Annotated in this window: 29 protein-coding genes; 14 read left to right on the top strand and 15 right to left on the bottom strand. The window is 69.8% G+C overall.

The genetic code is table 11. The annotated features are described in order from the left end of the window. The first annotated feature begins 26 nt into the window (after positions 1-26). Both aspS and ACTJI8_RS18475 read left to right on the top strand, forming a co-directional pair. Positions 27-1826, top strand: a complete 1800-nt coding sequence (aspS, locus tag ACTJI8_RS18480; protein ID WP_440734903.1) for an aspartate--tRNA ligase — start codon at positions 27-29, stop codon at positions 1824-1826. Positions 1827-1942: 116 nt separating this feature from the next. After that, positions 1943-2461: a GNAT family N-acetyltransferase gene (locus tag ACTJI8_RS18475; RefSeq protein ID WP_440734902.1), complete on the top strand. Its 519-nt coding sequence runs from the start codon at positions 1943-1945 to the stop codon at positions 2459-2461. 16 nt (positions 2462-2477) lie between these two features. On the opposite strand, the gene ACTJI8_RS18470 is transcribed toward ACTJI8_RS18475, so the two are convergent. Then, positions 2478-2939: a hypothetical protein gene (locus ACTJI8_RS18470; protein ID WP_440734901.1), complete on the bottom strand. Its 462-nt coding sequence runs from the start codon at positions 2937-2939 to the stop codon at positions 2478-2480. A gap of 291 nt (positions 2940-3230) precedes the next feature. Here ACTJI8_RS18470 and ACTJI8_RS18465 point away from each other — a divergent pair, with 291 nt between their 5' ends. Genes ACTJI8_RS18465 through ACTJI8_RS18450 form a run of 4 tightly spaced genes read left to right on the top strand, consistent with a single transcriptional unit; the run spans position 3231 to position 7202 of the window. Next, entirely contained in the window at positions 3231-4376 is a 1146-nt protein-coding gene (locus ACTJI8_RS18465) for an ABC transporter substrate-binding protein (protein WP_440734900.1), read from the top strand. After that, positions 4373-5323 carry an ABC transporter permease gene (locus ACTJI8_RS18460; protein ID WP_440734899.1) on the top strand — a complete coding sequence of 317 codons (951 nt, stop codon included), beginning with the start codon at positions 4373-4375 and terminating at the stop codon, positions 5321-5323. The genes ACTJI8_RS18465 and ACTJI8_RS18460 overlap by 4 nt, the downstream gene beginning before the upstream one ends. Next, complete coding sequence (locus ACTJI8_RS18455; protein WP_440734898.1) at positions 5320-6117, top strand: ABC transporter permease; 798 nt, start codon at positions 5320-5322, stop codon at positions 6115-6117. Before ACTJI8_RS18460 ends, ACTJI8_RS18455 begins: the two co-directional genes overlap by 4 nt. After that, positions 6114-7202 carry an ABC transporter ATP-binding protein gene (locus tag ACTJI8_RS18450; RefSeq protein WP_440734897.1) on the top strand — a complete coding sequence of 363 codons (1089 nt, stop codon included), beginning with the start codon at positions 6114-6116 and terminating at the stop codon, positions 7200-7202. Before ACTJI8_RS18455 ends, ACTJI8_RS18450 begins: the two co-directional genes overlap by 4 nt. A 129-nt stretch (positions 7203-7331) precedes the next feature. Here the strand turns inward: ACTJI8_RS18450 and ACTJI8_RS18445 are convergent, their stop codons facing one another. The 11 genes from ACTJI8_RS18445 to ACTJI8_RS18395 form a co-directional block, all read right to left on the bottom strand. Continuing rightward, entirely contained in the window at positions 7332-9794 is a 2463-nt protein-coding gene (locus ACTJI8_RS18445) for a bifunctional lysylphosphatidylglycerol flippase/synthetase MprF (RefSeq protein ID WP_440734896.1), read from the bottom strand. Beyond that, positions 9791-11092 carry an alpha/beta hydrolase gene (locus ACTJI8_RS18440; RefSeq protein WP_440734895.1) on the bottom strand — a complete coding sequence of 434 codons (1302 nt, stop codon included), beginning with the start codon at positions 11090-11092 and terminating at the stop codon, positions 9791-9793. Before ACTJI8_RS18440 ends, ACTJI8_RS18445 begins: the two co-directional genes overlap by 4 nt. Positions 11093-11286: 194 nt before the next feature. Then, positions 11287-12042, bottom strand: coding sequence for an amino acid ABC transporter ATP-binding protein (locus ACTJI8_RS18435; protein WP_440734894.1), 756 nt, complete (start codon positions 12040-12042; stop codon positions 11287-11289). After that, positions 12039-12836 (bottom strand): amino acid ABC transporter permease, encoded by a 798-nt coding sequence (locus ACTJI8_RS18430; protein ID WP_440734893.1) that lies wholly within the window; start codon positions 12834-12836, stop codon positions 12039-12041. Before ACTJI8_RS18430 ends, ACTJI8_RS18435 begins: the two co-directional genes overlap by 4 nt. Positions 12837-12870: 34 nt before the next feature. Continuing rightward, a complete protein-coding gene (locus tag ACTJI8_RS18425) occupies positions 12871-13692 on the bottom strand; it encodes a basic amino acid ABC transporter substrate-binding protein (protein ID WP_440734892.1) in 822 nt (273 codons plus the stop codon). 233 nt (positions 13693-13925) lie between these two features. Further along, a complete protein-coding gene (locus ACTJI8_RS18420) occupies positions 13926-14228 on the bottom strand; it encodes a Dabb family protein (protein WP_440734891.1) in 303 nt (100 codons plus the stop codon). Then, a complete protein-coding gene (locus ACTJI8_RS18415; RefSeq protein ID WP_440734890.1) occupies positions 14225-14539 on the bottom strand; it encodes a glutaredoxin family protein in 315 nt (104 codons plus the stop codon). Before ACTJI8_RS18415 ends, ACTJI8_RS18420 begins: the two co-directional genes overlap by 4 nt. Then, a complete protein-coding gene (locus tag ACTJI8_RS18410) occupies positions 14536-14838 on the bottom strand; it encodes a rhodanese-like domain-containing protein (RefSeq protein WP_440734889.1) in 303 nt (100 codons plus the stop codon). The genes ACTJI8_RS18415 and ACTJI8_RS18410 overlap by 4 nt, the downstream gene beginning before the upstream one ends. 126 nt (positions 14839-14964) lie before the next feature. After that, positions 14965-15063, bottom strand: coding sequence for a 30S ribosomal protein bS22 (locus tag ACTJI8_RS18405; protein ID WP_003792170.1), 99 nt, complete (start codon positions 15061-15063; stop codon positions 14965-14967). Positions 15064-15223: 160 nt separating this feature from the next. After that, positions 15224-15418 carry a helix-turn-helix domain-containing protein gene (locus ACTJI8_RS18400; RefSeq protein WP_440734888.1) on the bottom strand — a complete coding sequence of 65 codons (195 nt, stop codon included), beginning with the start codon at positions 15416-15418 and terminating at the stop codon, positions 15224-15226. 107 nt (positions 15419-15525) lie between these two features. Further along, positions 15526-16476: a TetR/AcrR family transcriptional regulator gene (locus ACTJI8_RS18395; RefSeq protein ID WP_440734887.1), complete on the bottom strand. Its 951-nt coding sequence runs from the start codon at positions 16474-16476 to the stop codon at positions 15526-15528. Between the two features lie 82 nt (positions 16477-16558). On the opposite strand from ACTJI8_RS18395, the gene ACTJI8_RS18390 reads away from it, so the two are divergent. Next, complete coding sequence (locus ACTJI8_RS18390) at positions 16559-17455, top strand: ATP-binding cassette domain-containing protein (protein WP_440734886.1); 897 nt, start codon at positions 16559-16561, stop codon at positions 17453-17455. Next, the gene (locus tag ACTJI8_RS18385) at positions 17452-18282 is read left to right on the top strand and encodes an ABC transporter permease (protein WP_440734885.1); all 831 of its coding nucleotides are present in this window, start codon (positions 17452-17454) and stop codon (positions 18280-18282) included. The genes ACTJI8_RS18390 and ACTJI8_RS18385 overlap by 4 nt, the downstream gene beginning before the upstream one ends. Positions 18283-18352: 70 nt before the next feature. On the opposite strand, the gene ACTJI8_RS18380 is transcribed toward ACTJI8_RS18385, so the two are convergent. After that, entirely contained in the window at positions 18353-18775 is a 423-nt protein-coding gene (locus ACTJI8_RS18380; protein WP_440734884.1) for an ArsR/SmtB family transcription factor, read from the bottom strand. Positions 18776-18851: 76 nt separating this feature from the next. On the opposite strand from ACTJI8_RS18380, the gene ACTJI8_RS18375 reads away from it, so the two are divergent. The 4 genes from ACTJI8_RS18375 (at position 18852) to ACTJI8_RS18360 (ending at position 23611) form a co-directional block, all read left to right on the top strand. Beyond that, positions 18852-20282, top strand: coding sequence for a TrkH family potassium uptake protein (locus ACTJI8_RS18375; protein WP_440734883.1), 1431 nt, complete (start codon positions 18852-18854; stop codon positions 20280-20282). A 100-nt stretch (positions 20283-20382) separates the two neighbouring features. After that, positions 20383-21054, top strand: coding sequence for a potassium channel family protein (locus tag ACTJI8_RS18370; protein WP_045272962.1), 672 nt, complete (start codon positions 20383-20385; stop codon positions 21052-21054). A 194-nt stretch (positions 21055-21248) separates the two neighbouring features. Then, the gene (locus tag ACTJI8_RS18365; protein ID WP_440734882.1) at positions 21249-22037 is read left to right on the top strand and encodes an ABC transporter ATP-binding protein; all 789 of its coding nucleotides are present in this window, start codon (positions 21249-21251) and stop codon (positions 22035-22037) included. Then, on the top strand, positions 22019-23611 hold the full coding sequence (locus ACTJI8_RS18360; protein ID WP_440734881.1) for a hypothetical protein: 1593 nt from the start codon (positions 22019-22021) through the stop codon (positions 23609-23611). Before ACTJI8_RS18365 ends, ACTJI8_RS18360 begins: the two co-directional genes overlap by 19 nt. Positions 23612-23644: 33 nt before the next feature. Here ACTJI8_RS18360 and proC read toward each other — a convergent pair whose 3' ends face one another. Further along, on the bottom strand, positions 23645-24481 hold the full coding sequence (proC, locus tag ACTJI8_RS18355; RefSeq protein WP_440734880.1) for a pyrroline-5-carboxylate reductase: 837 nt from the start codon (positions 24479-24481) through the stop codon (positions 23645-23647). A 107-nt stretch (positions 24482-24588) separates the two neighbouring features. Here proC and ACTJI8_RS18350 point away from each other — a divergent pair, with 107 nt between their 5' ends. Both ACTJI8_RS18350 and ACTJI8_RS18345 read left to right on the top strand, forming a co-directional pair. Continuing rightward, positions 24589-25560: a cation diffusion facilitator family transporter gene (locus tag ACTJI8_RS18350; RefSeq protein ID WP_440734879.1), complete on the top strand. Its 972-nt coding sequence runs from the start codon at positions 24589-24591 to the stop codon at positions 25558-25560. Positions 25561-25575: 15 nt separating this feature from the next. Next, positions 25576-26466 carry an alpha/beta hydrolase gene (locus ACTJI8_RS18345; protein ID WP_440734878.1) on the top strand — a complete coding sequence of 297 codons (891 nt, stop codon included), beginning with the start codon at positions 25576-25578 and terminating at the stop codon, positions 26464-26466. Positions 26467-26499: 33 nt separating this feature from the next. Here the strand turns inward: ACTJI8_RS18345 and ACTJI8_RS18340 are convergent, their stop codons facing one another. Then, on the bottom strand, positions 26500-26967 hold the full coding sequence (locus ACTJI8_RS18340) for a nucleoside deaminase (protein ID WP_440734877.1): 468 nt from the start codon (positions 26965-26967) through the stop codon (positions 26500-26502). Positions 26968-26977 lie beyond the last annotated feature (10 nt).

The raw sequence follows: 26977 nt of genomic DNA, 5'->3' as shown, positions 1-26977 counted from the left end.
CTTTTCCCTAGTTGGAGGCGTATTCCGTGCTTCGCACCCACACGGCAGGCTCACTGCGAGCCGAGCACATCGGTCAGACCGTCACCCTTGCGGGGTGGGTCGATCGCCGTCGTGATCACGGAGGAGTGGCCTTCATCGATCTTCGGGATGGATCCGGGATCGCCCAGATCGTGATCCGCGACGAGGAGATCGCGCACCCGCTGCGCAGCGAGTTCGTGCTGCAGGTGACCGGCGAGGTGTCGCGCCGCCCGGCCGGAAACGAGAACCCGAACCTGCCCTCGGGCGAGATCGAGATCGTGGCGCAGGACGTCGTCGTGCTGAACGAATCGGCGCCGCTGCCGTTCCAGGTCTCCACGGGCCTCGCCGAGACCGACCCGGTCGGCGAGGACGTGCGCTTCAAGCACCGCTACCTCGACCTGCGCCGCCCCGCCGCGATCGCGCCGCTGCAGCTGCGCTCGAAGGTCTACAAGGCCCTGCGCGACGTGCTGCACGAGCGTGACTTCGTCGAGGTGGAGACACCGACGCTGACCCGCTCCACCCCGGAGGGCGCCCGCGACTTCGTCGTGCCCGCACGCCTGCACCCGGGCAGCTGGTACGCCCTGCCGCAGAGCCCGCAGCTGTTCAAGCAGCTGCTCATGGTCGGCGGCGTTGAGAAGTACTTCCAGATCGCGCGCTGCTACCGCGACGAGGACTTCCGCGCCGACCGGCAGCCCGAGTTCACCCAGCTCGACATCGAGATGGCCTTCGTCGACCAGGAGGACGTCATCGAGATGATGGAGGCCGTCATCCGCGCGATGTGGGCCACCATCGGTGTCGAGGTGCAGACCCCGCTGCCGCGGATGACCTACGCCGACGCGATGGCGAAGTACGGGTCCGACAAGCCCGACCTGCGCTTCGGACTCGAACTCGTCGAGGCGACCGAATACTTCTCCGAGACGACTTTCCGCGTGTTCCAGGCCGACTACGTCGGCGCGGTCGTGATGCCCGGCGGCGCCTCGCAGCCCCGCAAGGTGCTCGACGCCTGGCAGGACTGGGCCAAGCAGCGCGGCGCCCGCGGCCTCGCCTACGTCCTGTTCAACGAGGACGGCACCCTGGGCGGCCCGGTCGCGAAGAACCTGAGCGAGGCCGAGCAGGCTGGTCTCGCGGAGTTCGTGGGCGCGAAGCCCGGCGACTGCGCGTTCTTCGCCGCCGGTTCGGTCAAGGACTCCCGTGCCCTCCTCGGCGCCGCACGCGTCGAGATCGGCCGCCGCCTGGGTCTGCTTGACCCTGACGTTTTCGCCTTCACCTGGGTCGTCGACGCGCCGATGTTCGAGCCGGCCGCCGACGCGGTCGCCTCAGGCGACGTCGCCGTGGGCGCCGGCGCCTGGACCGCCGTGCACCACGCCTTCACCGGGCCGAAGCCGGAGTTCGAGGCCACCTTCGACACCGACCCCGGATCCGCTCTCGCCTACGCGTACGACATCGTCTGCAACGGCTCCGAGCTCGGTGGAGGATCCATCCGCATCCACCGCGAGGACATCCAGAAGCGCGTCTTCGAGGTCATGGGCCTCGCCGACGACGTCGCGCAGGAGCAGTTCGGCTTCCTGCTCGACGCGTTCAAGTTCGGCGCTCCGCCGCACGGCGGCATCGCCCTCGGCATGGACCGCGTGCTGCAGCACCTGTCCAAGACCGAGTCGATCCGCGAGGTCATCGCGTTCCCGAAGACCGGCAACGGCTTCGACCCGCTGACCGCAGCCCCGGCGCCGATCACCCCGGAGCAGCGCAAGGAGGCCGGCGTCGACGCCGTGGCCGAGCCGGTCGACGCACCGGCGCTCGCGGAGGCCTGAGCCGATCGCTTCACACGGAATTGCGCGCTTCGCTCGGACGGATCCCCGGATTCCGTCCGAGCGAAGCGCTTTTCTCCGTGCGGAGCGCCCGCGATCGGGCGTGAAAGGATCGGACCATGCTCGCCGATCTGACGCTTCCGGTCCCGCTCGACACCCGGATCGGGCCGGTGACGCTGCGCCGGGCGCACACGGACGACACAAGCGCGATCGTCGCACTGCTCGCCGACGACGCGATCAGCGCGGCGCGCGGCGACACCGCCTCCGACGATGACCTGCCTGCCTACGCGGCGGGCCTGGAGTCGGTGCTCGCCGACGACTCCAACGACCTGCTCGTGGCCGAGCACGACGGCGCGGTCGTCGGCACCTTCCAGCTGACGCGCATCCCCGGGATGTCCCGCCGCGGCTCAACCCGGTTGCTGGTCGAGGCGGTGCGGGTGCATTCCGATCTGCGCTCGAGCGGCGTCGGATCCGCCCTCATGCGCTGGATCATGGAAGTCGCGACCGTCGAGCTGGGCAGCCCGCTGGTGCAGCTCACCTCGGATGCGCAGCGCGTCGAGGCGCACCGCTTCTACGAGCGCCTCGGATTCGCCGGATCCCACAAGGGCTTCAAGTACAACGCGCCCCTCAGGGGGTGACGAAATCGACCGGCGCTCAGGCCTCGTCCGGATCTGACAGGTCCTCGACCGCGACGGGGGTGCGGCCGGCGAACATGACGCCCACGCCGTACTCGTCGCCGATGCTCAGGCCGCACTCCGCGAACCGCATCATCCAGGTCCCGTCCTGCCACACGACCGCCTCGGGCGCACCGAACGGCGGCTCCGATTCTGCGAGCCGCGCCCGATCGGCGTCCGACAGCGCGCCGCGCGGCCCCGCCAACTCGTCCACCAGGTAGCGGATCGCGGACTCGGTGAGCGCCGCGAACTCCGTCACGACGCCCTGGGCCGTCTCGCGCGCCTCCGCGCTGGGTTCCTCGGCCGGTTCCGCGATGATGCTCACCGTCCAGCCGCCCTCCCCGCCCTCGACCCCCGCGGTCCAGCAGGCGATGTCCTCCGGCGCGTCGATCCGGATCAGGGTGGCGCCGTCGAGCTCGATGGCGTCGGGAAGAGTGCTCATGCTCCGATCCAACCAGACCGGGCCCCGACATGCAGTGCGCCGTTCCCGATGACGGATCAGGCCCGACGACGGATCAGGCCCGACAACGGATCAGGCCCGACAACGGATCAGGCCCGACGACGGATCAGACCCGACGAAGGATCAGGCACGACGACGGATCCGGGTCCCACCCGCCCTGGACTCGAATCGTTCACCCCGCATTCACCCCGGTCCGCCTCACCGGTAACTCCACCGCCGTACATTCCCTCTCGACCCGACCCCGGCGGCTGCGCCGGACACCGAGAGGAAAACATGCTCATCAGCAACCGTCGTGCGCGCATCGGCGCCGGCATCGCGCTCGCGACCAGCGCCGCGCTCCTGCTCTCCGCCTGCTCCGGATCCGCCTCCGCCGACCCGACCAGCTCGGGCGGTTCGGGCGTCAAGGCCGCCACCGCCACCTCCCTGAAGGACTTCGGCTCCCTGGCCGACCTCGAGAAGGCCGCCGAGGCCGAGGGCAAGCTCAACGTGATCGCGCTCCCCCACGACTGGGCCAACTACGGCGAGATCCTCGCGGCCTTCACCAAGAAGTACCCGAAGATCACCGTGAACGAGGCCACCCCCGACGCGTCCAGCGCCGAGGAGATCCAGGCCGCGAAGACGAACGAAGGCCTGGATACGGCTCCCGACGTGTTCGACCTCGGCCTCACCGTGACCCTGCAGAACACCGACAAGTTCGCCGCCTACAAGGTCGAGAAGTGGGACGAGGTGCCGGCCGAGCTGAAGGACAAGGACGGCCTGTTCACCGGCGACTACGGCGGCTACATGTCGATCGGCTACGACTCCTCGAAGTTCCCGGAGCCGAAGACCCTGGCCGACCTGAAGAAGTCCGAGTACAAGGGCGCCGTGGCGCTGAACGGCGACCCGACCCAGGCCGGCGCCGCCTTCGCCGCCGTGGGCCTCGCCACGGTGCAGTCGGGCGGGAAGCTCGACGACTACCAGAAGGGCATCGACTTCTTCTCCGAGATGCAGAAGGCCGGCAACCTGCTCAAGGTGGACGTCACCACGGCGACCGTCGCCAGTGGCGAGACCCCTGTCGTCTTCGACTGGGACTACCTGAACGCCGCGCACGTCAAGGACAACAAGAACTGGAAGACGGTCGTCCTGCCCGGCACCGGCTACGCCGGCTACTACAACCAGGCGATCAACAAGGCGGCCCCGCACCCGGCCGCCGCGCGCCTGTGGCAGGAGTTCCTCTACAGCGACGAGGGCCAGAACCTCTGGCTCAAGGGCGGCGCCCGCCCCGTGCGCATGGACGCGATGACCAAGGCCGGCACGGTCGACAAGACACTCGCCGCCGCCCTGCCCGCCGCTCCCAAGGAGACGGTCGTGCCGACGGAGGCGCAGAGCACCGCTGCCGGCAAGCTCCTCGGAGAGAAGTGGGCTGCGGCCGTCCAGTGATCTCCGACACCGCTGCGGCGCCCGCCGCATCCCGTGCCGGGTCGGAGCTGCGCGCTCCGGCCCGGCACGGGTCGTCCGGAAGGCATTGGACGAGCCTGTTCCGTCGCGGCCTCGCCGCCATCGGGCTCGTACCTTTCGCCGCCTACTTGCTGCTGTTCCTCGTGCTGCCGACCATCCTCGCCGTCGCGACGGGATTCTTCACCCGGGCCGGAGCGTTCACGTGGAGCAACCTCTCCGCCCTGTGGGATCCGACGGTGATGCTCACCTTCGCGAACTCCGCCGGGCTCTCCCTGCTCACTGCCGCGATCGGCGCGGTGGTCGGCGCCCTCGTCTGCTACGCCCTGCTGGGTCTGCGCGCAGACAGCGGAGTGCGCACGGTGGTGGATGCCGCGAGCGGCGTGCTGGCGCAGACCGGCGGCGTCATGCTCGCGTTCATGTTCATCGCCACCCTCGGACTGCGCGGCGTGGTCACCGGACTGATGAAGGACGCGTTCGGCATCGACCTGTTCGCCCGGGGCCCATGGATCTACGAGCTGCCCGGACTGATCCTGCCCTATCTCTACTTCCAGATCCCGCTCATGGTCATCACGTTCATGCCCGCCCTCTCGGCGCTGAAGCCGCAGTGGGCCGAGGCCAACGTCACCCTCGGCGGCACCCGCGCGAGCTTCTGGCTGCGCATCGGGATCCCCGTGCTCGCCCCGTCGTTCCTCGCGAGCTTCCTGCTGCTGTTCGCCAACGCGTTCTCGTCCTACGCGACGGCGGCCGCCCTCGCGAGCCAGGGATCGCAGATCGTGCCGCTGCAGATCCGCGCCGCGCTCACGAGCGAGACCGTGCTGGGCAGGGAGAACCTCGCCGGCGCCTTGGCGCTCGGCATGATCGTCGTCGTCGGGATCGTCATGTGGCTGTACTCACTGGTCCAGCGCCGGGCTGCGAGGTGGCAGGCATGAACCGGCTCGCCCCGTCCGCGCTCACTCGCTGGATCATCGGGATCCTGGTCGGTCTGTTCTTCCTCATCCCGCTCGTCGCGACGCTCGCCTACACGTTCCGGGGCGAGGACGGCGCGTTCACTTTCGCGCACTGGGCCGGCCTCGGCGATCCCGCGAAGGCTGCGGTCTACCAGCCGATCTGGACGGGCCTCGGCAACTCGCTGATCCTCGCGATCGTCACCGTCCTCATCGTGCTGCTCGTGCTCGCGCCGACGATGATCCTGGTGAACCTGCGGTTCCCCCGGCTGCGCCCGGTGTTCGAGTTCGTCGTGCTGCTGCCGCTCTCGATCCCGGCGATCGTGCTGGTGGTCGGCCTCACGCCGATCTACCTGCAGATCGGGCGCTCCTTCGGCACCGGCGCCTGGACGCTCGCGTTCGCGTACGGCATCACCGTGCTGCCCTTCGCGTACCGCTCCATCCAGGCGTCGATCGACGCCGTCGACATGACCACCCTCGCCGAGGCGGCCCGCTCCCTGGGCGCCGGGTGGGGCACGGTCGTGCTGCGCGTGCTCGCGCCGAATCTGCGCCAGGGTCTGCTCGCCGCATCCCTCCTGTCCATCGCGGTCGTGCTCGGCGAGTTCACGATCGCGTCGCTGCTGAACCGCGATGTGCTGCAGACCGCGCTCGTCGTCGTGCAGAAGCAGGACGGCTGGGCCCCGGCGATGTTCGCCCTGATGGCGCTGACGTTCAGCTTCCTCCTGCTCCTCATCATCGGACGGGCCGCCCGCGGCCGGTCTGGAAAGGCCGACTCATGAGCGACATCGCGCTCCCCCGTACCGCGGACAACCCCCTGCTCGCGGATCGAGCCGACGGCACCCGCGTCCAGTTCGACGGCATCGTCAAGAGCTACGGCCGCACCCAGGTGCTGCACGGCATCGACCTCGACATCGCGCCCGGCGAGTTCGTCTCCCTGCTCGGACCCTCCGGCTGCGGCAAGACCACCTTGTTGCGCGTGCTCGCAGGCCTCGAGGAGGCGGACGGCGGCGCCGTGCTGCTCGGCGGCAAGGATGTCTCCGGCGTGCCGACGAACAAGCGCGACCTGGGCATGGTGTTCCAGTCGTACTCGCTTTTCCCGCACCTGCGCGTGGTGGACAACACCGCGTTCGGCCTGCGCCGGCGCAAGGTCGCCACCGCCGAGGCCCGGCGGCGCGCTCTGGATGCGCTGGCCCTGGTCGGGCTCGACGCGCATGCCGACAAGTACCCGCACCAGCTCTCGGGCGGTCAGCAGCAGCGCGTGGCCCTCGCCAGGGCGCTCGTGACCGAGCCGCGCGTGCTGCTGCTGGACGAGCCGCTCTCGGCGCTGGACGCCAAGGTGCGCGTGCAGCTGCGCGACGAGATCCGCCGGCTGCAGCTGCGACTCGGGATCACGACGGTGTTCGTCACGCACGACCAGGAGGAGGCGCTGAGCGTCTCCGACCGGATCGCCGTGATGAACGCCGGCCGGATCGATCAGATCGGCACGCCCGAGGAGCTCTACCTGCGCCCCGCCACGGCGCACGTCGCATCCTTCGTCGGGCTGTCCAGCGTGGCGCGCGGTGTCGCCGACGGCGCGAACGTGCGGGTGTGGGGCGCCGAGATCCCGCTGCAGCTCCCGGCGACCGGCGAGGTGGACGTGCTGCTGCGGCCGGAGAACGTGCGCCTGGTCGAGCCCGCCGGGGCCGCCGTGACCGGAACGGTCGAGGAGAGCATGTTCCTCGGGAGCATGCGACGCACGCTGGTGCGCACCGAGGACGGCCTGCTCGTGCGCGTGCAGCACGCGGCGCGGATCCACCCGCAGTACGGCGACATCGTGGGGCTCGCGGTCGATCCCGAACCGGTGGCGGTGCGTCAGGCCGGCTAGCCTGCGGCAGGCGCGAGGCCGAGGTGCGGGTAGAGCGCGCCGAACGTCATCAGCAGCCCCTGGGGGAGGGATCCGACGTGGTCCTCCCCCGGGACCGTGAACACCTGCGTCTCGAATCCCGCCCGAGGTTCAGCCCGCGAGCGACCGCGCCAGCGCCATGTACTCGGCCGGCGACGCGTTCGGAAGGTACGCACGGCCGATCGCCAGGCCGATCGCGGGCAGCTGCCCGTTGTCGGCGTAGAACAGACGCATCGGGCGGTACTCGGGGTTGAACTTGCCCTTGTAGCGCAGCAGCGAGGCGAAGCCGTAGGCGGGCTCGAGCACCCGGCTCAACCAGCCCAGCAGCCGGGTGATCGCGGGGTCCGCGTCGGCGTCGCCGTCGACGGTCTGCGCGAGCGGCGCACCGGAGAGGCTCATGACCTCGAGCCCCTGCTCCTTCATGTGCAGCGCCGCCGAGGCGATCGCGAACTCCATCACGCCCGGCATCGCACCATCCGCGCGGCGCATGAAGTCGAGGGTGCGTCCGATCAGCCGCCCCTCGCGCCATACGGGCATCCAGCTCGTCACCGCCTGCAGCTCGCCCTCCGGTCCGATCGCGAGCAGGATCTCGACCTCCGGATCCCTGAGCTCGTCCATGCCGCCGAGGGTGAAGCGCATCTCCGGCAGCGCCTTCTCCGCGATCCACTGCTCGCTGAGCGCGTCCAACTGGGCGACCAGCCCGGCGGGCAGCTGCTCCCACGTGGTCCACAGCGTGGTCAGCCCGTCGCGCTGTCCGCGGTTGTACGGCTGGCGCACCTTGGTCCACACCTTGCCGGTGAGCTCGAAGCGCTCGAGCGGCACCACGGTCTCCTCGGCCACCGAGATGCTCTTCCAGCCGAGCTCCCGGAAGGCCGGGGCGAACTCCTCATGCGTGCTGTAGAAGACGGGCGTCCAGGCGTTCGCGTCGCAGAAGTCCAGGAACCCGCGGATGGTCTGCGCGGTGTCTCCCGCGGTGCAGACCGGATCCCCCACCGCGATCGCGATGTCGTTGACCACGCGGTAGGCCACGGCACCGCGGCCGTCCGCCGTGAACCAGTGCTCGTTGCCCTCCCACGTGCCCATGAACCCGAGGGTGCCGCCGTCCGTGGTGCGCAGCTGGGTGCGGAAGCGCTCCGCGTGGTCCGCCGTCCTGCGCGAGCGTCCGAGCAGGAGCCCCACCATGGCGATCGCGAAGACGAGCCAGAACAGCGCTCCCACATCGCGGTGCAGCGCGAGCGCGAATCCGGTGAGCGGAGTGCGCCCGCCGGGGTGGCCGATGATGGTGGGCAGGAAGCGACGCAGCGTGGTGCCCAGGGCGGACCAGAACGACGGCGAGTGCGAGACGACCGACACCAGGATCATGTTCGCGGTGGCCAGCACGACGAAGGCGATCCCGATCGTGAGCGAGAACCGCCGTACCGCGCGGCGCGATGCGCGCACCGCGAACCGGCGATGGGTGATCGCGAGCACGATGCACATCCCGACCGGGATGAGGATCGCCAGCACGGAGAAGCCGGGGAACTGGCGGTCGATCTCGACCACGTCGGTCGGCTCCTTGAGCGAGTGCGCGGCCACGCTGAGCCCCGTGAGCAGCGCCATCACGGCGTTCACGCCGATCGCGAGGAACCAGGCCGCGCGGCGTCCTGCGCGCAGGCCCCACGCGGCGATGAGGCTCAGCAGCAGCGGCACCAGGCTCATCAGCACCACACCGGTGCCGGCGGCGACCGCCGTGCTCACTCCGGCGACGCAGTGCGCCGACGCGTTGTTCCGCGCGCAGGCGTCGGTGATCCCGGAGATGTCCACGCCGCGGAGGCCCGCGACCACCGGCGCCAGCGGCCCGATGCCGACCCCCGTCAGCAACACGATCAGCGGGCCGAGGCCGGTGACGGCGACCATCGCCGCGATGAGGGTCCTGGTCTCGCGGTAGGAGCTGCGGTACCAGGCGGGCCGAGGCCGGCCGCTCGTGAGGATCACGCCCAGCACAAGGCCCGTCAGCCCGGCCAGCAGCCGGTACACGCTGTCCGCATCGCCACCGTAAAGCGTGTAGGTGACCAGCAGCGAGAGGCCGAGCAGGCGGATGCGCCGTCGATACAGCGCGGGGGCGAAGGCGCTGCCCGCCATGATCGCCCCGAGTATTCCGATCGACGGATCGAGCACGGCGCCTCGCGCGTCCACGCGCGCCCACACCTGCCCCCAGGACCACGCCAGCGACTGGATCCCCAGACCGAGCAGGCTGCCGAGCATGCCCGTCATGAGGAAGGCGCCGACGACGCGCCACGTTCCCATCAACCGCTCCGCGTAGGCCAGCAGCGTGAGCGCGAGCAGCACGGCCAGCAGCAGGCCGCCCCACGAGTCCGGCACGAGCAGCGCGGTCAGCGGCGTCCACCACTCGCGCTCCCGGCCGAACGCGAGTGGACTGAGCCCGACTCCCACGGGGCGATGACCCCGCAGCGGACCGAGCACCAGACCGCTGACCAGCAGCAGGACGCTCAGCACCATCGCGAACGGATGACTGCGCGCATAGCGCCCTGCCCGGCGGCCCACGGCCGCCGCAGTCTCGCGCCAGGCGGTCATCGGGCGAGCCCCAGGTGCGGATACAGCACGTCGAAGGCCTTCTCCAGGCCGCCTCGCAGCCCCGGCCCGGTGTGCGTGGCGTTCGGCACGAGGTAGTAGGTCGTGGTGAATCCGGCCGCTTCGGCGAGGCCCGCCGACACCTTGTTCGCGGGTCCGTACTTCTTGTCGAGCGCTCCGGCGGCGAAGATCGCGTAATGCCCGTCGTAGGCGCCGGGGTGCTCGGCGAGGATGGCCTGCGGCTTGCTCGCCTCGAACAGGGCCTTGTCCCCCCGGAACGCCTTCTCCACCGACTTCGGATCCCCGAAGCCCGACCATGGTTCACCGGACGCGGTGGCGATGTTGCCCCAGATGTCGGGATGCCGTGCGCCGTAGATGAACGCGCACGCTCCGCCGTTGGAGTAGCCCGAGATGGTCCAGTACTTCGGATCCTGCAGGACGCGCAGATGTCCGCGGATCCACTTCGGGATGTCGGTGTTGAAGTACGTCTCGACGCCCCCGTAGGCGGCGGAGTCGATGCAGCCCGGATTCTGATCCTGCGCGCCGAGCTGGTCGGCGATGATCACGATCGGCGCGAGGCCGTCGTGCTTCGCGGCGAACTCGTTCATGACGTCCACCATCGGATGCGGGTTCGGATAGCCCGGAAGGCCCATCATGAACACGACGACGGGCAGCGGCGGCGGATCCTTGACCAGGGCGGCCGGTGGCAGGTAGATGGTGGCCGCCCTGGGCCGGAAGCCCGCGGAGGACTTCAGCGCGTTGGCGCCGATGAGCGCGCCGTAACGGCCGTGCGCAGGCATGTCGGCCGGCGGTGTCCACGTGTCCGCGAGCGGCTGGGCGGGATCGGCCTTGCCGGGCAGCGGAGGAGCGAAGTGCGTGAGAGGACCCAGCGTGTTGATGCCGAGGATGTCGCCGAGCGTGCGATCCAGAGCGAACGCCTGGTTGACGCCGATGCCCATGGACAGCACGGAGCCGATCACCGTCACGATCGCGACGACCTTGCGCCACCAGTGCGAATCCCACAGGCTCGCGATCGCGAGACCGATCGCGGCGAACCCTGCGGTCGTCCACCAGTGCACAGCGCCCGGCATCGGAACGCCGAAGACGTCGGCGGCGTCCACGAACACGACCAGGAACCAGCCGATCAGTGCGCCTGCCACCACCGCGATCGAGGCGCGCACGATCCAGCGCCGTCGCAGCGGCCGGATGAGAAGGGCGACGAGGCCCGCGGCAGCGAGCCCCCAGATGATCCACGGCACCGGCCCGTCGGCGAGATCCAGCTCCAGCAACCAGCGCGGCATGAAGGGCGTGCTCCGTTTCCCGCCTCCGGACGGGGCGACGACCCATCGTAATCCGTGCCGACCTGGCAGAACCGGTGCCGGCGCTCTGACCGGGCTTGGAGAAGCCTATGAGACGCGCCGGGGGCGCATAAGTCCCCCGGCGCGTCTCACAGCGTCCGGCTCCCGCGCCTCGGGGGTCGCCCCGAGGCACGGGTTCACAGCACGCGCGCGAGGAAGTCCTTCGTGCGCTGGTGCTGCGGGTTCGCGAGCACCTCGCGGGGGTCGCCCTCCTCGAGGATGTGCCCGCCGTCCATGAAGATCAGGCGCGAGCCGACCTCCCGGGCGAAGCCCATCTCGTGGGTGACCACCATCATGGTCATGCCCTCATCGGCGAGCGTGCGCATCACCTGCAGCACCTCTCCGACGAGCTCGGGGTCGAGCGCCGACGTGGGTTCGTCGAACAGCATCATGTCGGGGTTCATGCACAGCGCCCGTGCGATCGCGACGCGCTGCTGCTGGCCGCCGGAGAGCTGACCGGGAAAGGCATCGGCCTTGTGCGCCATGCCCACGCGCTCCAGCATCGCCTTCGCGACCTTGTCCGACTCGGCCTTGCTGCGCTTCTTCACCTGCCGCTGCGCGATGGTGAGATTGCCCAGCACCGACATGTGCGGGAACAGGTTGAAGCTCTGGAACACCATGCCGATGCGGGTGCGCACCCGGTCGATGTCGACGTCGGGGTCGGTGACGTCGATCCCCTCGATCAGGACCTCCCCGCCGGTCGGCTGCTCCAGAAGGTTCACCGAGCGCAGCAGCGTCGACTTCCCGGATCCGGAGGGGCCGATCACGCAGACGACCTCCCCGGCATGCACGGACAGGTCGATGCCCTTGAGCACCTCGTTGTCGCCGTAGCTCTTCACGAGCCCGCGGATGTCGATCGCGGGCGCGCTCAGGTTGATCAGGTCGGTGCTCATCGTTCCCTCCCCATCCGACGCTCGAGCCACGCGGTGAAGCGGGTCAGCGGAATCGTCACGATCAGGTACAGGATCGCGGCCATGATCAGGGGCGTGCCGTTGCTGTTCTGCGTGCTCGCGTCACGGGCGAAGGTCGTGAGCTCCTTCGACCAGATGAACGTGCCCACCACGAAGAGCAGCGACGTGTCCTTGAGCAGCAGCACGAACTCGTTCGTGAGCGGCGGGATGATGATCCGGAAACCCTGCGGCACGACGATCCAGAAGGTCGTCTTCATGGGCGACATGCCGAGCGAACGCGCGGCCTCGGTCTGGCCCTTCGGCACCGCCTGCAGCCCTGCGCGGATCGTCTCCGCCATGTAGGCGGAGGCGACCAGGATCAGGCCGACGAGACCCAGCACGACGGGGCCGCCGAGTTTGGTCCCCGGCACCCCCGCCGCGATCGGCACGATGAACCCGATGGCGAAGATCGTCAGGATCGCGGGAAGACCGCGGAACAGTTCGATCCAGGCCGTGGCGATCCACCGGAAGGGTCCGATGCTGCTCATCTTCAGCAGCGCCAGGAACACGCCGAGCAGCAGACCGCCCGCGAACGCCACCGCCGTGAACCACAGCGTGTTCACCAGCGCCACGGTGACGATGCTCGGGAGCATCTTGGCCGCGACCGCCGGGTTGAAGAACAGCGGGCCGAGCTTGGCCCAGTTCGCGGTGAACGCCACCCACAGGACGATCGCGATCAGCACGACGTAGACCGTGTAGCGGTACAGCTTCTGTTTCTGAGTGCGTCTCAACGCCATCGCCGAGATCCTCCCGTCGCCGACCGTGTGGCGATCACTTGGCGGTGAAGTACGTGTCGTAGATCTTCTTGGCCTCGCCGCTGTCCTTGAGGTCCTTCAGCGCGCCGTTGACGGCCTTCAGCAGAGCCGTCTTCTGACCCTTCTGGAACGCGAAGCCGTAGGACTCCTTGGTGTTGTACGTCTCGACGATCTTGTACGACTTGTCGGCCTTCTCGTGCTCGAGATTCACCGGCTGGTCCTGCAGGATGGCGTCGATCTGCCCGGCCTGGATCGCCGGCCACAGCTCGCCGTCGGAGGGGTACTGCACCAGGTTCGCGCCCTTGGCGTGCTCCTTGGCGTAGCTCTCGCCCGTGGTTCCCTGCTGCACGCCGACGTTCTTGCCGGACAGACCGTTGATGTCCTTGATGCCGGAGTCGGTCTTCACCAGCAGCGACTGCAGGGAGTCGTAGTAGGGGTCGGAGAAGTCGATGTTCTTCTTGCGGTCCTCGGTGATGGTCATCGCCGATGCTCCCACGTCGCAGGTGCCGGAGGCCAGCGTGGTGCCGGACTGCAGCGCGTCGAAGCCCACGTCCTGGACGGCGAGCTTCAGGTCGAGCTTCTTGGCGATCGCGCCGAGCATGTCGATGTCGAACCCGGTGTAGCCGGTGCCGTTGTCACCGCCCTCGAACTCGAAGGGCGGGTAGGGGATGTCCGAGCACACCGTGAGCGTGCCGGCCGTGACGAGACCGTAGTCCGCGCCGGCGGCTGCGGTGGACCCGCTTTCGGACGGGGTGCCGCTGCCGGAGCAGCCGGCGAGGGCGAGGGTGGTGGCCGCCGCGAGGGCGAGTCCGTAGGCGATCTTCGAGCGACGTTCCATGTGCGACTCCTGTGTCGAGGACGCGGGCGTCCTGGTGCGGGTTGCCGACAATCTTGACATGGTGCGGTTACCGCCGTGTAACACCGAGAGTCTCGAAGGCGTCTCGGTTCGGTATCGGCAGGTCGGAAGCCCCGGATTCCCGCGGTTCTCGGCTCTTCCGGGCCGTCCAGAATGTCTGAGATCCGAGACGATGCCTGGGGAGACTGTCCGGTGACACCCGATCCCCCCGCTAGTCAGACCTCGAAGTCGACGGCCGAACGTCCGCCCGAGACCGAGCGCACATAGCCCACGACCTCCTGGTGCGCCGGGTGCACCTGGTACGCATCCAGGCCCGCGGCATCGTCGAAGTCGGCGATCAGGGTCACATCCCAGTTGCCGTCGATCGCGAGAGAGTTCACACCGGCGGTGAGCGCGCGGATCGACGGAACGACGCCGACGAGGCCCTCCAGCCGTGAGGCGACCCCCGCGGCATGCTCCGCACGCTCGGCGGGATCCGTCGTCGCCATCTTCCAGGTCACCACATGCCGCAGCGTCATCGCTTCTCTCCTTCCGCCGCGTCCGCGGCTCGTCCTGCATCTCCCGCTGCGCCGGCCTTCTCGGCGAGGGCCTCGCGCAGCCGCTCCGGCGAGATGCGCCAGTGGCCGTGCAGCTCGCCGTCGATGAGGAGCACGGGGATCTTCTCCCAGTACTTCTCATAGAGGACGGGGTCGTCGAGGATCGACAGCTCGGTGATCTCCATGTCCTCGGCGAGCGCATCCGGCAGCTCGGCGACGACCGCGTCGACCACGTCCGACGCCACGTCGCACAGGTGGCAGTCGGGCTTGCCGATCAGGGTCAGTGCGATCACGGCGCGGGGGTCTCGATCGCGCGTCCGTCCGCGATCCACTCGGCCGTGCCGCCCTCCACGTTCGTGGCGTCGTAGCCGCGGGCCTCGAGGGCCTCCACGACACGAGCCGAGCGCCCGCCGAGCTGGCAGATCACGTCGAACGCGCCATCCGGAAGCTCATGCAGCAGGTCTCCGAGCTCCGACATCGGCAGGTTCACGGCGCCGGGCACGTGCCCGGTGGCGAACTCGTTCCTCTCGCGCACATCGATGAGGGGCGTCTCGGTGCGCTCGGCCAGCTGGGCGACGGTGATCGTCTTCATGGATCCGATTCTTCCAGACGCCCGTGTCCGCGGGCGCGCCGGACCATCGGTGCCGGAAATGCACGAAGCGCCCCGGCGATCCGAAGATCGGGGGCGCTCAGTGACTTGCGCGCTACGCGCGGCCGCTTACTTCTTGTTGCGGCGCTGGTGGCGAGTCTTGCGAAGCAGCTTGCGGTGCTTCTTCTTCGCCATGCGCTTGCGGCGCTTCTTGATGACAGAACCCACGGAAACCTCACTAAGTCAGGGGCTGGGCGTCGCACACGGACGATGCCCGGGATCGGGGCATGAAAAAATGCCTCGGAACAGTCTAGCGCACGGCGCCGCCGACGTTGACGCACGAGCGTTCGAGACGCCGGACGCCAGCCCGGGCGCGGCCTGCGCGCACTCAGCCCGCGTCGGCGATCGGAGTCTGCAGGGCCGCCGTGACGGCGGACTCGGGCACTCTGTAGCTGCGGCCGAAGCGGATCGCGGGCAGTTCGCCGGCGTGCACCAGCCGGTACACGGTCATCTTGGACACGCGCATGATGGCCGCCACTTCGGCGACGGTCAGGAACTTCACGTCCGGAAGCTGTTCGGGCATCCCCATCCACCCCTCTCCCGTCGCGCGAGCTGCACGGCGGGTTGCGACAACTGTAGGGGCTGCTGGCGACACGTGTAAACCCATGTGAACGCTGTGACAGAGGACGCTCAGACCGCGGCCGATCTCGCGATGCGCTCCGCGGCGTCCTTGCGCACCTGGCGCTCGTTCTTCTGCGCCGCCCGCAGCGCCTTCTCGGCCTCGCGCACGCTCTTCACCGCCGCACGCACGCGCTTGTCTGCGGCGAGCGCGGGGTCTTCCGGGACGAAGACGGGAGAAGTCCGAGCGCCGTCCGGCCGCGCGGCGTCGAGACGATCGATATGGGCGGCGATCCCGTCCAGGACGCGTTCGATGCCGAACAGCATCGGGTCCCGGTCGCCGTCGATCGCCCCCTCGTCCAGCGCGGCGCGCGTGTGCGGATAGGCGTCCGCGTCGATCAGCGCCCGGAACAGGGCCGCCTCCTGCGCCCCGACCTCCTCGAGCGTCCGCCCGCTCGAGCGCGCGGCCTCCGCATAGCCTGCCGCCACCGTGCCGAACCACCGAGCCTGTCCCATGATGGCGAGCATCGCACCCATCCGCTCGTCCTGATCGAGCGGCGTCTCTGCGAAGGCCGCAAGGTACGCGTCCATCCAGGCGGCGGTCCCCGGAGTGACCGGGGTACCACTGATCGGCAGGCTGAGCAGCCAGGGATGCCGCAGGTAGACGTCGAGATGCGCGCGGTAGAGCCGCTCCGCCTCCTCCCGCCAGCCCGGATCGGCCGCACCGGGTTCCGGGAGCGGCGGAAGTCCCGACGCCTCCTCCTGCATGAGCAGCAGAAGGTCGTCCTTCGCGGTGACATAGCGGTAGAGCGACATCGGCGTGAATCCGAGCGCCTTGGCGACGGCCGCCATCGACACGGCTCCGAGCCCGTCGCGGTCGGCGAGCGCGACCGCCTCTTCGACGATGCGCTCCACGCTCATCTCGCGCTTCGGCCCGCGTTGCGGACTGGCCGCCATACCCCAGGCCAGTGCGATGCCGCGCGGCAGATCAGGCAGGTCGACGGGATCCGGCTCTTCGGTCATGAATCCAGAATAGGACTGTTTACGTTGTAAACAGTGTGTTATGGTCATAAACAGTTTCATCCGTACACAGAAAGGAACGGCGATGACCACGGCCATCGAAGTCGCAGGACTCACCAAGCAGTACCGCGGCACCCCCGTGCTGCGCGGCGTCGACCTCACCGCAGAGCAGGGCGAGATCGTCGCCCTGCTCGGTTCCAACGGCGCCGGCAAGACCACTACCATCTCGATCCTCACCACGCTCACCCGTGCCGACGCCGGCACCGCCGTCGTCGCCGGGTGCGACGTGCGGCGCGACCCCGAGGGCGTGCGGCAGCGCATCTCCCTCACGGGGCAGTCCGCCGCGGTCGACGACGCGCTCACCGGCGTGGAGAACCTCGTGATGCTGAGTCGGCTCTCCGGGCTGAGCCCGCGTGCCGCCCGCCGCCGTGCGGACGAGCTGCTCGCGCAGTTCGCCCTCACCGAAGCGGCGGGGCGCAAAGTCTCCACGTACTCCGGCGGCATGCGGCGCCGGCTCGATCTCGCGCTCAGCTTCGTCGTCACCCCGCAGGTGCTCTTCCTCGATGAGCCCACGACCGGCGTGGATCCGCGCAGTCGCCTGGACCTCTGGGCGGTCATCCGAGGTCTCGCCGACGCGGGCACCACCGTCTTCCTCACCACCCAGTACCTCGAAGAAGCCGACCAGCTGGCGGATCGCATCGCGGTCCTGCACGAGGGGCGCATCGTCCGCACCGGCACCGCGTCGGCGTTGAAGGCGCAGTTCGGCAGCGACGTGCTCGTCGCGGAGGGCGCCGACGGGGCCTCGCTCGCGGAGATCGCGACCGACGGATCGATCGACGGTATCCGCCGCGCGCTGGACGAGCTCGAGGCCGCGCATCCGACGGCACGCGTTCAGCTGCGCCGCCCCACGCTCGACGATGTCTTCCTCACCTTGACCGCGACCGGCGACGCCGACCGCACGACCATCCGGGAGTTCGCATGATCGCTCTGTCCGCCCCTGTCGCCCCGCGCCCGCTGGATCCGGTCCCGTCGCCCGCGTCGGGGATCCGCCCGCGCCTGCGCGGCTTCGCCGCCGAACGCGTGTTCGTCCGCCGCAGCCTCATCCTGTCGCTGCGCGACGGCGAGACCCTGTCGATGTCGATCATGCTGCCGGTCACGCTCATGCTGCTGTTCACCTTCGTCTTCGGCGGGGCGATCGAGGACGACGGCAGCTACGTCGACTATGTGGTGCCCGGCATCATCCTGCTGTGCGCCGGCTTCGGCGCCGCGTCGACGGCGACATACGTGTCGCGCGACATGTCCACCGGGATCATCGACCGGATCCGCACCATGCCGCTGCGACCGGGATCGGTGCTCACCGGCCACGTGATCGCGAGCCTGGCGCGCAACCTGGTGTCGACCGCCGTCGTGTTCGGTGTCGCGCTGCTGCTCGGCTTCCGCCCGAGCGCGGGTGTTCTGCAGTGGATCGCCGCGTTCGGCGTGATCGCGGTCTACATCCTCGTGATCACGTATCTCTACGCCGCCATCGGCCTCGCCGCGGGCAGCCCTGAAGCCGCCGCGGGATACGGGTTCATCCTGATGTTCGTGCCGTACCTGTCCAGCGCGTTCGTGCCGGTGGACACGATGCCGACCTGGCTGCAGTGGGTGGCGGAGAACCAGCCCATCACGCCGATCATCGAGACGATCCGCGGCCTGCTCATGGGCACGCCCCTGCACGCCCAGCCGTACTGGGCACTGGGCTGGTGCGCCGCGATCCTCCTGATCTCCGTGCTGTGGGGTCGCTGGCTGTTCGGCAAGGCGCGGCGCTGAGCAGCTGCTCGCTCACCCTCGCAGGATCGACGCGACGCCCGGATCCGCCCGGATCCGGGCGTCGCGCGCGTCAGGCTCCGAGCCGCTTGAGTGCGGTCTGCACGACGTGCTTGGCGGATGCCGCGGCGCGACCGACCACCTCGGCCGCGTGCGCGGCGCCGTCGGGCAGGGGCGGGACCCCGATGAGCCCGGAGATGTCGGGCGCGGAGTCCCCGTACGCGTCGGCGAGGAACGGGACGAGCCAGTCGTCGACCTCTTCCAGAGGCGCGGCCTCGATGCTGTAGAAGCGGCGCTGTCCGTCTTCGCGCACGGTGACCAGCTCGGCCTCGCGCAGCACCTTGAGGTGCTTCGAGACGGTGGGCTGACTGATGCCCAGCTCGCTGACGATCTGCGTCACGCTGGTACCGGCGTCCCCGTCCTCTGACCGCTGGCGCAGGAGTTGCAGGATGTCCCGTCTCGTGCCGTCGGCGATCACGTCGAAGATGTCGGTCATGCCTTCACAGTAGCCGCGCCGAGGGCGGAGTACCATGACGAAGGCTTGGCGGACGGAGGATCGGAGGGGCTCGACCATGGCGCGCACGGCTGCCCCGCGATCCTTCTCCGAGATCGCCCGACGGACCATCCGTCTCGGCAAGACCCTGACGACCTCATCGCCCTCTCGGTTCGCGATCGTCGTGTTCTCGGCGCTCATCCTGATCACCACGGCGCTGCTGTCGCTGCCGATCGCGAGCGCCGACCGCACGGTGACGCCGCTCGCGGACGCGCTGTTCACGGCGGTCTCCACGATCTGCGTCACCGGCCTGTCCACCGTCGACATGTCCACGCACTGGTCGGGCTTCGGGCTCGGCGTGATCTTCGTGGGTGTCAACATCGGCGGCCTCGGCGTGCTGACCCTTGCCAGCGTGATGGGCCTGGCGATCTCGAAGCGGCTGGGGCTGCGCGCCAAGCTCATCGCGGCGGGCGACACCAACCCGATGCGAGCGCACGGCGGCCCCGTGAACGAGAGCCAGACCGTGCGCCTCGGCGAGGTCGGATCCCTGCTGCGCACCGTGGCGATCTCGGCGTTCACGATCGAGGCCGGGCTCATGGTGCTGCTCTACCCCGCGCTGCTGACCGCGGGGGTGCATCCGGTCAACGCCCTGTGGGAGGCGCCGTTCTACGCCGCGATGGCATTCACGAACACCGGATTCACCCCGAACCCCGGGGGGCTCGAGCCGTTCGCGCAGAACTACTACGTGCTCAGCGTGCTCATGCTCGGCGTGTTCCTGGGCAGCCTCGGCTTCCCGGTGATCTACACGCTCACACGGCAGCGCTGGCACGTGCGACGCTGGTCGCTGCACGCGAAGCTGACCATGCTCACCACGATCGTGCTGTTCGTGGTCGGCGCCGCCGTGTTCCTGCTGCTCGAGTTCGACAATCCGAAGACCTTCGGATCCATGGATGCCGGCGACACCACGTTCCAGGCGTTCTTCCTGTCCGCGATGACGCGTTCGGGCGGCTTCAGCGTGGTGAACATGGGGGATCTGAATGGTTCCTCGATGCTCGCCGCCTCGATGCTCATGTTCGTCGGCGGGGGCTCCGCATCCACGGCCGGCGGCATCAAGGTCACCACGCTCGCCGTGCTCGCCCTTGCCGTGATCAGCGAGGCCAAGGGACGTCCTTCGGTGCAGGCGTTCGGGCGCCGGATCCCTTCGGACGTGCAGCGCGTCGCCCTCAGCGTGGTGGCCTGGGGGGCCACGACGGTCGCTCTGTCCACGATCGCCATCAGCCAGATCACGAAGTACCCCGTGGAGGAGGTGCTCTTCGACGTGGTCTCGGCCTTCGGCACCGTGGGCCTGTCGACGGGCGTCACCGAGAGGCTGCCGGATGCGGCGACCTACATCCTCGCCGCGACGATCTTCATGGGACGCGTCGGCACTGTGACCCTCGCGGCCGCGGTGGCCGCGACGTCGCGCAATCAGTTGTACTCGCTGCCCGTGGAGCGGCCGATCGTCGGCTGACCCACAGCAGCCGCGGTCGGCGGAGTCGCGGGGGGCGTCACGTCCTCCCCCGATTCGGCTGACGCGGAACGCCCCAGCGGCGGACAGTAAAGTGGGCGGCATGGTTGAAGTGCTGCGCAACGACGCTCCGGTGCTCGTGATCGGCCTGGGCCGCTTCGGCGCCGCCTGCGCCGGCGAACTGGACCGCCTCGACCGGGAAGTGCTCGCGATCGACACCAACCTCGAGCTGGTGCAGAAGTGGTCGGAGCGGGTCACGCACGCCGCGCAGGCCGACACCCGCAACATCGACGCGCTGCGCCAGATCGGCGCCCAGGACTTCCAGGTCGCCGTCGTCGCCGTCGGATCCTCGATCGAGGCCTCGGTGCTCATCACCGCGAACCTCGTCGACCTCAAGGTGCCGCAGATCTGGGCGAAAGCGGTGTCGCAGTCGCACGGCAAGATCCTCGCCAGGGTGGGTGCGAACCACGTCGTCTACCCCGAGCGCGAGGCCGGGGAGCGCGTCGCGCACCTCGTGTCGGGCCGCATGCTCGACTTCATCCGGTTCGACGACGACTTCGTGCTGGCCAAGATGTATCCGCCGAAGTTCATCCGCGGCGTGGGGCTGAACCAGTCCGGTGTGCGCAGCAAGTACAACGTGACCGTGGTCGGCGTGAAGAGCCCCGGCAAGCCGTTCCGCTACGCCGAGGCCGACACCGTCGTCACCAACCACGACCTCATCATCGTGTCGGGCACGAACAGCGACATCGAGCGGTTCTCCTCGCTGGATCGCTGAGCCTGCGCGGCACCGGGCCGGCACCTCCGTCGGTACGTGGCGCCCGGCGTGCCCGGCGTGCCCGCGAGACCGGACCCTCGTCCCGAGACCGACGTTCTGATCTGCTGTCTCGGCACGCAGATTCGGTTTCGCGGTCACGGCATGTCCGTCGCGAGGGGGATGCCGACCGCGTCGGGGCGTGGTCGGATGGAGACATGACCGACTTCACAGCGCCCTTCGCCGCCGCGCCGCCGGTGCTCTCGCTGCAGGGCCTTCGCAAGCAGTTCGGGCAGAAGGTCGCTGTCGACGACCTCTGGCTCGATGTCCCCGCCGGGTCCATGCTCGGCCTCCTCGGCCCCAACGGCGCCGGCAAGACAACGACCCTCGCGATGACCACGGGACTGCTGCGCCCCGATGCCGGCTCCGCCCAGGTGCTCGGTGCGGACGTCTGGCGGGATCCCGCCGCTGCCAAGGGCCGCATGGGGGTGCTGCCAGACGGCGTGCGGATGCTCGATCGCCTCACCGGCGCCGAACTGCTGCGCTACACCGGTCTGCTGCGCGGCATGACCGAGGCCGAGGTCGTCGCCCGGACCGGCGAGCTGCTGGACGCGCTGGGGCTCGCCGACGCCGGCAGCACGCTGGTCGTGGACTACTCCGCGGGCATGCGCAAGAAGATCGGCCTCGCGTGCGCGCTCATCCACGCGCCGCGCCTGCTCATCCTGGACGAACCGCTCGAGGCGGTCGATCCCGTCTCGGGCGAGACGATCCGGCAGATCCTTCGGGCGTTCGTCGACGGCGGCGGCACGGTCGTGCTGTCCAGCCACGTCATGGAGCTCGTCGAGTCCCTGTGCGATCGGGTCGCGATCGTCGCCGATGGGCGCCTTCTCGCGAACGGCACCCTCGACGAGGTGCGCGCGGGCGAGACGCTGCAGCAACGCTTCCTCTCCCTGGTCGGCGCGCACGAACTCGGATCGGAGACGCTCGCATGGTTGCGCTCCTCGTAGGCCTGCGCTGGCGCCAGCTCGGCCATCAGCTCGGTCGCAACCCGTGGATGATCGTGTCCCTGATCATCTCGGGGATGATCGCCCTCGGCCTTCTCGCCGCCCTCGCGGCGGGTCTTGTGGCGCTGCGGATCGCGGCGCCCGATGCGGCCGTGCGCACGCTGGTCGTCGTCGGCTCCGGCATCGTGCTCGTGTGGTGGATCGGCTCGATCGTGGTGAGCGTCGACGACTCACTCGCCCCCGAACGCTTCGCCCTGCTGCCGGTCACGGCACGATCGCTGCTGCCGGGGCTCGTCGTCGCGGGCGCCACCACGATCGGCGGCATCGGCACGACCGTGGCGCTGCTGCTCATGCTCGTCGGGTGGTCGGTGAGCCCGCTCGCGCTCGTGGCCGCCGTGGTGCTGATCCCGCTCGCGCTCGCGACGTGCGTGCTCGGCGCCAGGGTGGTCAGCGGCGTGCTCGCCGGGTGGCTGGCCGGACGGCGGACGCGCGACCTGGTGATCACGCTCGGCGTGCTGCTCGTCGCCTGCTCCGGTCTGCTGATCAACGTGCTCGTGCGCGCTTTCGCCCGGCTCTCGGACCCCTCGGCGGTCCTGCCCGCGATCGCCGACGCCACCGGATGGACGCCGCTGGGCGCCGTATTCGGCGTCTCCGCCGCGCTCGCCCAGGGCGATCTGCTCGCAGCGGGCCTTCGGCTGCTCATCGCCCTCGCGACGGCCGCGGCCCTGTGGTTCGCCGCGCGCGGACTGCTCGCCGCACGCCTGGTCGCGCCGATCCAGAGCCGCAGCGGCGGCCGCGTGCGCTCGGGCGGACTGCTCGATCGTGTACTCCCCGCCTCCCCGGTCGGAGCGATCGCGGCCCGCACCCTGCGCTATGCCACGCGCGATCCGCGCCAGGTCATCAACACCGTGATGATGGTGCTGCTGCCCGCGCTCCTGATCGGGATGACTCTGATGAACGGACGCGGGGAGGGCTCATTCGCGCTGGGCCCCGCCGCGATCCTCATCCCGGCGATCAATGCGCTGCTGATCGGCACGATCCTGCAGCTCGGCATCGCCTACGACAACGACGCGATCGCCCTGCATATCCACAGCGGCGTGCCGGGACGGGCGGATCGCGCGGGCCGTCTGCTCGGGTTCGGGATCATCGCGGTGCCCGTGACGATCGTGCTGTGCGTCGCGGCGAGCATGCTCGCGGGGCGGATGGACCTCATCCCGGCCAGCCTGGGCGCGGCCCTGGGCCTTGGCACGGCGGCGGCCGGCCTCGGGGTGTGGGTGGGCGCATTCCTGCCCGGCCGCGCACCCGCCCCTGAGGCGAATCCGTTCGGACGCGGATCCTCCGGCGGGGTGCAGTCGATGGTCGCGATGATGATCATCACGCCGCTGAGCCTGGCGATAGGAGGGCCCGCGTTCGGCCTTGCGATCGCCGCGATCTGGACGCCGTGGCTCGGCTGGCTGAGCCTCGCATTCGGCCTGGTGTGCGGCGGCCTCGCCATGTGGGGCGGCGCGGTGCTGGGCGGACGGATCCTGGAGCGGCGCTGGCCCGAGGTGCTCGCCGAGGTCGCCAGCGAGGCGTGAGGACGGAGGGCCCGGTACATCGGGCCCTCTGCGTCAGGCCCCGGCGGCGAGTTCGCGTGCCCGCGCGAGCGCGGCGTCGGTGGCGCGGGCGAACAGGCCGTCCAGAGCGGCGTCCTGCAGCACGGCGATGGCGCGCTCAGTGGTGCCCTTGGGGCTCGTCACGCGTCGGCGCAGCTCTGCAGGATCCTCGCCCGACGCCTCCAGCAGCGCGGTCGCGCCGATGAAGGTCTGCTCAGCCATCAGTCTCGCCTCGGGCTCGGCGAAGCCCTTGCCGATCGCAGCCTTCGTGAACTCCTCGATGAGCAGGAAGACGTAGGCGGGACCGGATCCGGAGATCGTGGAGAGCGGGTCGATCTGCTCCTCCGCGACCTCGATCACGGATCCGACCGTCTCGAACAGCCGGCGCACGAGGGCGCGCTCCTCGTCGGTGACACCGGGAGCCGCGGCGAGACCGGTGACCGCGCGGCCCACAGTGGCCGGTGTGTTCGGCATGGACCGGAGCACGCTCGTGCCGGCCGGCAGGTGCGCGGCGAAGGTCGCCAGGGTGACGCCGGCCGCGATGCTCACGACGATCGCGTCCTCCCGCAGATGCGGGGCGATCTCGTCGAGCAGGTCGGGCACCATGGCCGGCTTGACGCCCACCACGACGATCCGCGCGCCCGCTGCCACGTCGTTGCCGGAGGGCTCCTGCTCCAGCGCGATCGAGCGCACACCCGGCAGACCTTCGAGCTCGGCCGCGCGCACCGAGGTCCGGTTGGTGGCGGTGATGCCGCCGTCGACAGGAATCCCGCTCGCGACGAGGCCGCGCAGGATCGCGCCTCCCATCGAACCGGCACCGAGGAACGCGACAGAGGGAAGGGCATCGACCATGCCGCCATCCTACGAGCCCGCTCCGTGCGGTGGCAGGGCCGGCGTCCGCCCGCTGCCGATGCCGGTCGGGCCGTCATGCGTCCCGCCGCCGCGCATAGACTCGTGGCATGAGTGCATCCGGTGGTGGCAAGGCGATCCTGGCGGCGTTCCTCGCGAACATGGGCATCGCTCTCGCGAAGCTCGTGGCGTGGCTGCTCTCCGGATCCGCCTCGATGCTCGCGGAGGCCATCCACTCCGTCGCCGACTCCGGCAACCAGCTGCTGCTGATGCTCGGTGGCCGCAAGGCGCAGCGCCGCGCGGATCGCGAGCACCCGTTCGGCTACGGCCGCGAGCGCTACGTGTCCGCGTTCGTGGTGTCGATCATCCTGTTCTCCGTCGGCGGCGTGTTCGCGATCTACGAGGGCGTGCAGAAGCTCATCGAACCGCACGAACTCGACAAGACCTGGTGGTGGCTGCCGCTCGCCGTGCTGATCGTGTCGATCGTGCTGGAGTCGTTCTCGCTGCGCACCGCGATCAAGGAGAGCAACCACGTGCGTCCGAAGGGGCAGTCGTGGATCTCGTTCATCCGGCGCGCGAAAGCCCCCGAGCTGCCCGTCGTGCTGCTCGAGGACACCGGCGCGCTCGCGGGTCTGCTCTTCGCCCTGCTCGGCGTGGGGCTCACCCTCCTCACGCACAATCCGGTCTTCGATGCTCTCGGCACCCTGATGATCGGCCTCCTGCTCGTGCTCATCGCGATCGTCCTGGGCATCGAGACCAAGAGCCTGCTCGTCGGCGAAGGGGCCAACGAAGCCGACTTCGACCGCATCGTCGATGCGATCCACGCGGGCGACGAGGTCGAGAAGCTCATCCACATCAAGACCCTCTACCTCGGCCCCGACGAGTTGCTCGTCGCCGCGAAGATCGCCCTGACCTCGGACAAGACCGTGCGGGCGGCGGCCGACGACATCGACACGATCGAGGCGCGCATCCGCGAGGCGGTTCCGGCCGCACGGGTGATCTATCTCGAGCCCGACATCTACCGGCCGGCTCAAGACCCCTCCCCCTCCACCGACGCGTTCGTGCTGCGTTCGGCCGACTGACCGGGCGGATCCGTCGTGGTCGACCCGCTCGCGGCCGCACTCGCCGACCCCACGGTCTCCGCGGACGCGCGGCAGAAGCTGCAGCACGTGCAGGATGTGCTGCGCGAGGATCCGCAGGCTCGCCTGATCTCGCTGTTCTTCGAGGGCGAGGAGCCCCGCGCCGCCGTGGCGTTCGGCGACGTCGACGCGGCGGAGCTGATCGTGGTCGTGCTGCACGGGATCGACACGGATCTCGCCGCGTTCGCGGGCTGGGCGGGCATCACCCAGCGGCTGTGCGCCGACACGATCCGCGCGAGCACGCTGCGCGGGGGGACCGCCCGGATCGCGACCGTCGCCTGGTTCGGCTACGACTCCGGCACCCACCTGTCCGCGCTGGCGACGAAGCACGCGACCGTGGGGGCGGCGCGGTTGGCCGGCGATCTGGTGCGGATGCGGCACGGCCATCCGCAGGCGCACATCGCACTGCTCGCATACTCGTACTCGTCGACGCTGTTCGGCGAGCTGGTGCTCTTGGACGGCGCGGGCCCCGTATCCATGGCGTTCTCGATCGCCTCGGCCGGAATGACGCACATGGCCGCGGATGCAGTGGCCGAGGCGATCTCGAAGCGCTCCTTCTCGTTCTACGCGACGGAGGCCTCGAGCGACGCGACCGCTCCCCTCGGACGGCTCGGCGCGCATCCGGTCGATCCCCGCAACATCGAGGGCGCGATCGTCTACTCCTCCGATGGCGGCCCCATCCCAGGGTCAGGTGGCGAGCAGGGCGAGTCCACCGACGGGCATGCCTCGCAGACCGAGGTCGACGAGCACGGCGAGCGTCACCGCGGCTACTTCGACCCGCGTGCGCAGGCGTATCTGTTCGCCGTGCAGCGCCTGGCCCGACTGGCGTCGCGACGCCCCAGGGCCTGATCCGGAACCTCGCGAGCGTCTCGTGCGCCGGGGTCAGCGCCGCTCTGCGAAGAACGCGCGCAGCTGCTCCACAGCCTCGTTCTCACGGACGCCGCCGATGACCTCGGCCCGGTACGGCAGCCGGCGGTCGCGCAGCACGTCGTAGAGCGACCCGGCGGCTCCTGCCTTGTCGTCCCAGGCGCCGAACACGACCCGGCCGATCCGGGACTGCAGGATCGCGCCGGCGCACATCACGCACGGCTCCATGGTGACGACGAGCGTGCAGCCGGTGAGGTTCCAGGACCCGTGTGCGGCGGCGGCCGCGCGCAGGGCGATGATCTCGGCATGGCCGGTCGGATCCGTCGTCTCCTCACGGTTGTTGCGCCCCTCCCCGATGGGCCGGCCCTCCGGGTCGAGCACGACGGCCCCGACCGGGATCTCATCCGCGGCGGCGGCTTCGGCGGCGAGGGCGAGGGCGCGCCCCATCGCCGTGTCGTCCGTCACGGGTCGTGCTGCGTTCACCGGTCCTCCC

The organism is Microbacterium sp. 22303, assembly GCF_052045265.1.
In the GTDB taxonomy this organism is placed as follows: Bacteria; Actinomycetota; Actinomycetes; order Actinomycetales; family Microbacteriaceae; genus Microbacterium.
The sequence above is the reverse complement of the archived record's forward strand: the minus strand, read 5'-3'. Positions and strand labels throughout refer to the sequence as shown.

Bases quoted from the DNA above. Each gene is read 5' to 3' on its own strand.
- proC (WP_440734880.1), bottom strand. From the start codon at position 24,481: ATGGTCGATGCCCTTCCCTCTGTCGCGTTCCTCGGTGCCGGTTCGATG.
- ACTJI8_RS18385 (WP_440734885.1), top strand. From the start codon at position 17,452: ATGATCGCTCTGTCCGCCCCTGTCGCCCCGCGCCCGCTGGATCCGGTC.
- ACTJI8_RS18450 (WP_440734897.1), top strand. From the start codon at position 6,114: ATGAGCGACATCGCGCTCCCCCGTACCGCGGACAACCCCCTGCTCGCG.
- ACTJI8_RS18400 (WP_440734888.1), bottom strand. From the start codon at position 15,418: ATGCCCGAACAGCTTCCGGACGTGAAGTTCCTGACCGTCGCCGAAGTG.
- ACTJI8_RS18425 (WP_440734892.1), bottom strand. From the start codon at position 13,692: ATGGAACGTCGCTCGAAGATCGCCTACGGACTCGCCCTCGCGGCGGCC.
- ACTJI8_RS18465 (WP_440734900.1), top strand. From the start codon at position 3,231: ATGCTCATCAGCAACCGTCGTGCGCGCATCGGCGCCGGCATCGCGCTC.
- ACTJI8_RS18430 (WP_440734893.1), bottom strand. From the start codon at position 12,836: ATGGCGTTGAGACGCACTCAGAAACAGAAGCTGTACCGCTACACGGTC.
- ACTJI8_RS18420 (WP_440734891.1), bottom strand. From the start codon at position 14,228: ATGACGCTGCGGCATGTGGTGACCTGGAAGATGGCGACGACGGATCCC.
- ACTJI8_RS18380 (WP_440734884.1), bottom strand. From the start codon at position 18,775: ATGACCGACATCTTCGACGTGATCGCCGACGGCACGAGACGGGACATC.
- ACTJI8_RS18440 (WP_440734895.1), bottom strand. From the start codon at position 11,092: ATGCCGCGCTGGTTGCTGGAGCTGGATCTCGCCGACGGGCCGGTGCCG.
- ACTJI8_RS18475 (WP_440734902.1), top strand. From the start codon at position 1,943: ATGCTCGCCGATCTGACGCTTCCGGTCCCGCTCGACACCCGGATCGGG.
- ACTJI8_RS18375 (WP_440734883.1), top strand. From the start codon at position 18,852: ATGGCGCGCACGGCTGCCCCGCGATCCTTCTCCGAGATCGCCCGACGG.
- ACTJI8_RS18390 (WP_440734886.1), top strand. From the start codon at position 16,559: ATGACCACGGCCATCGAAGTCGCAGGACTCACCAAGCAGTACCGCGGC.
- ACTJI8_RS18470 (WP_440734901.1), bottom strand. From the start codon at position 2,939: ATGAGCACTCTTCCCGACGCCATCGAGCTCGACGGCGCCACCCTGATC.
- ACTJI8_RS18360 (WP_440734881.1), top strand. From the start codon at position 22,019: ATGGTTGCGCTCCTCGTAGGCCTGCGCTGGCGCCAGCTCGGCCATCAG.
- ACTJI8_RS18365 (WP_440734882.1), top strand. From the start codon at position 21,249: ATGACCGACTTCACAGCGCCCTTCGCCGCCGCGCCGCCGGTGCTCTCG.
- ACTJI8_RS18410 (WP_440734889.1), bottom strand. From the start codon at position 14,838: ATGAAGACGATCACCGTCGCCCAGCTGGCCGAGCGCACCGAGACGCCC.
- ACTJI8_RS18455 (WP_440734898.1), top strand. From the start codon at position 5,320: ATGAACCGGCTCGCCCCGTCCGCGCTCACTCGCTGGATCATCGGGATC.
- ACTJI8_RS18395 (WP_440734887.1), bottom strand. From the start codon at position 16,476: ATGACCGAAGAGCCGGATCCCGTCGACCTGCCTGATCTGCCGCGCGGC.
- ACTJI8_RS18445 (WP_440734896.1), bottom strand. From the start codon at position 9,794: ATGACCGCCTGGCGCGAGACTGCGGCGGCCGTGGGCCGCCGGGCAGGG.
- ACTJI8_RS18370 (WP_045272962.1), top strand. From the start codon at position 20,383: ATGGTTGAAGTGCTGCGCAACGACGCTCCGGTGCTCGTGATCGGCCTG.
- ACTJI8_RS18350 (WP_440734879.1), top strand. From the start codon at position 24,589: ATGAGTGCATCCGGTGGTGGCAAGGCGATCCTGGCGGCGTTCCTCGCG.
- ACTJI8_RS18435 (WP_440734894.1), bottom strand. From the start codon at position 12,042: ATGAGCACCGACCTGATCAACCTGAGCGCGCCCGCGATCGACATCCGC.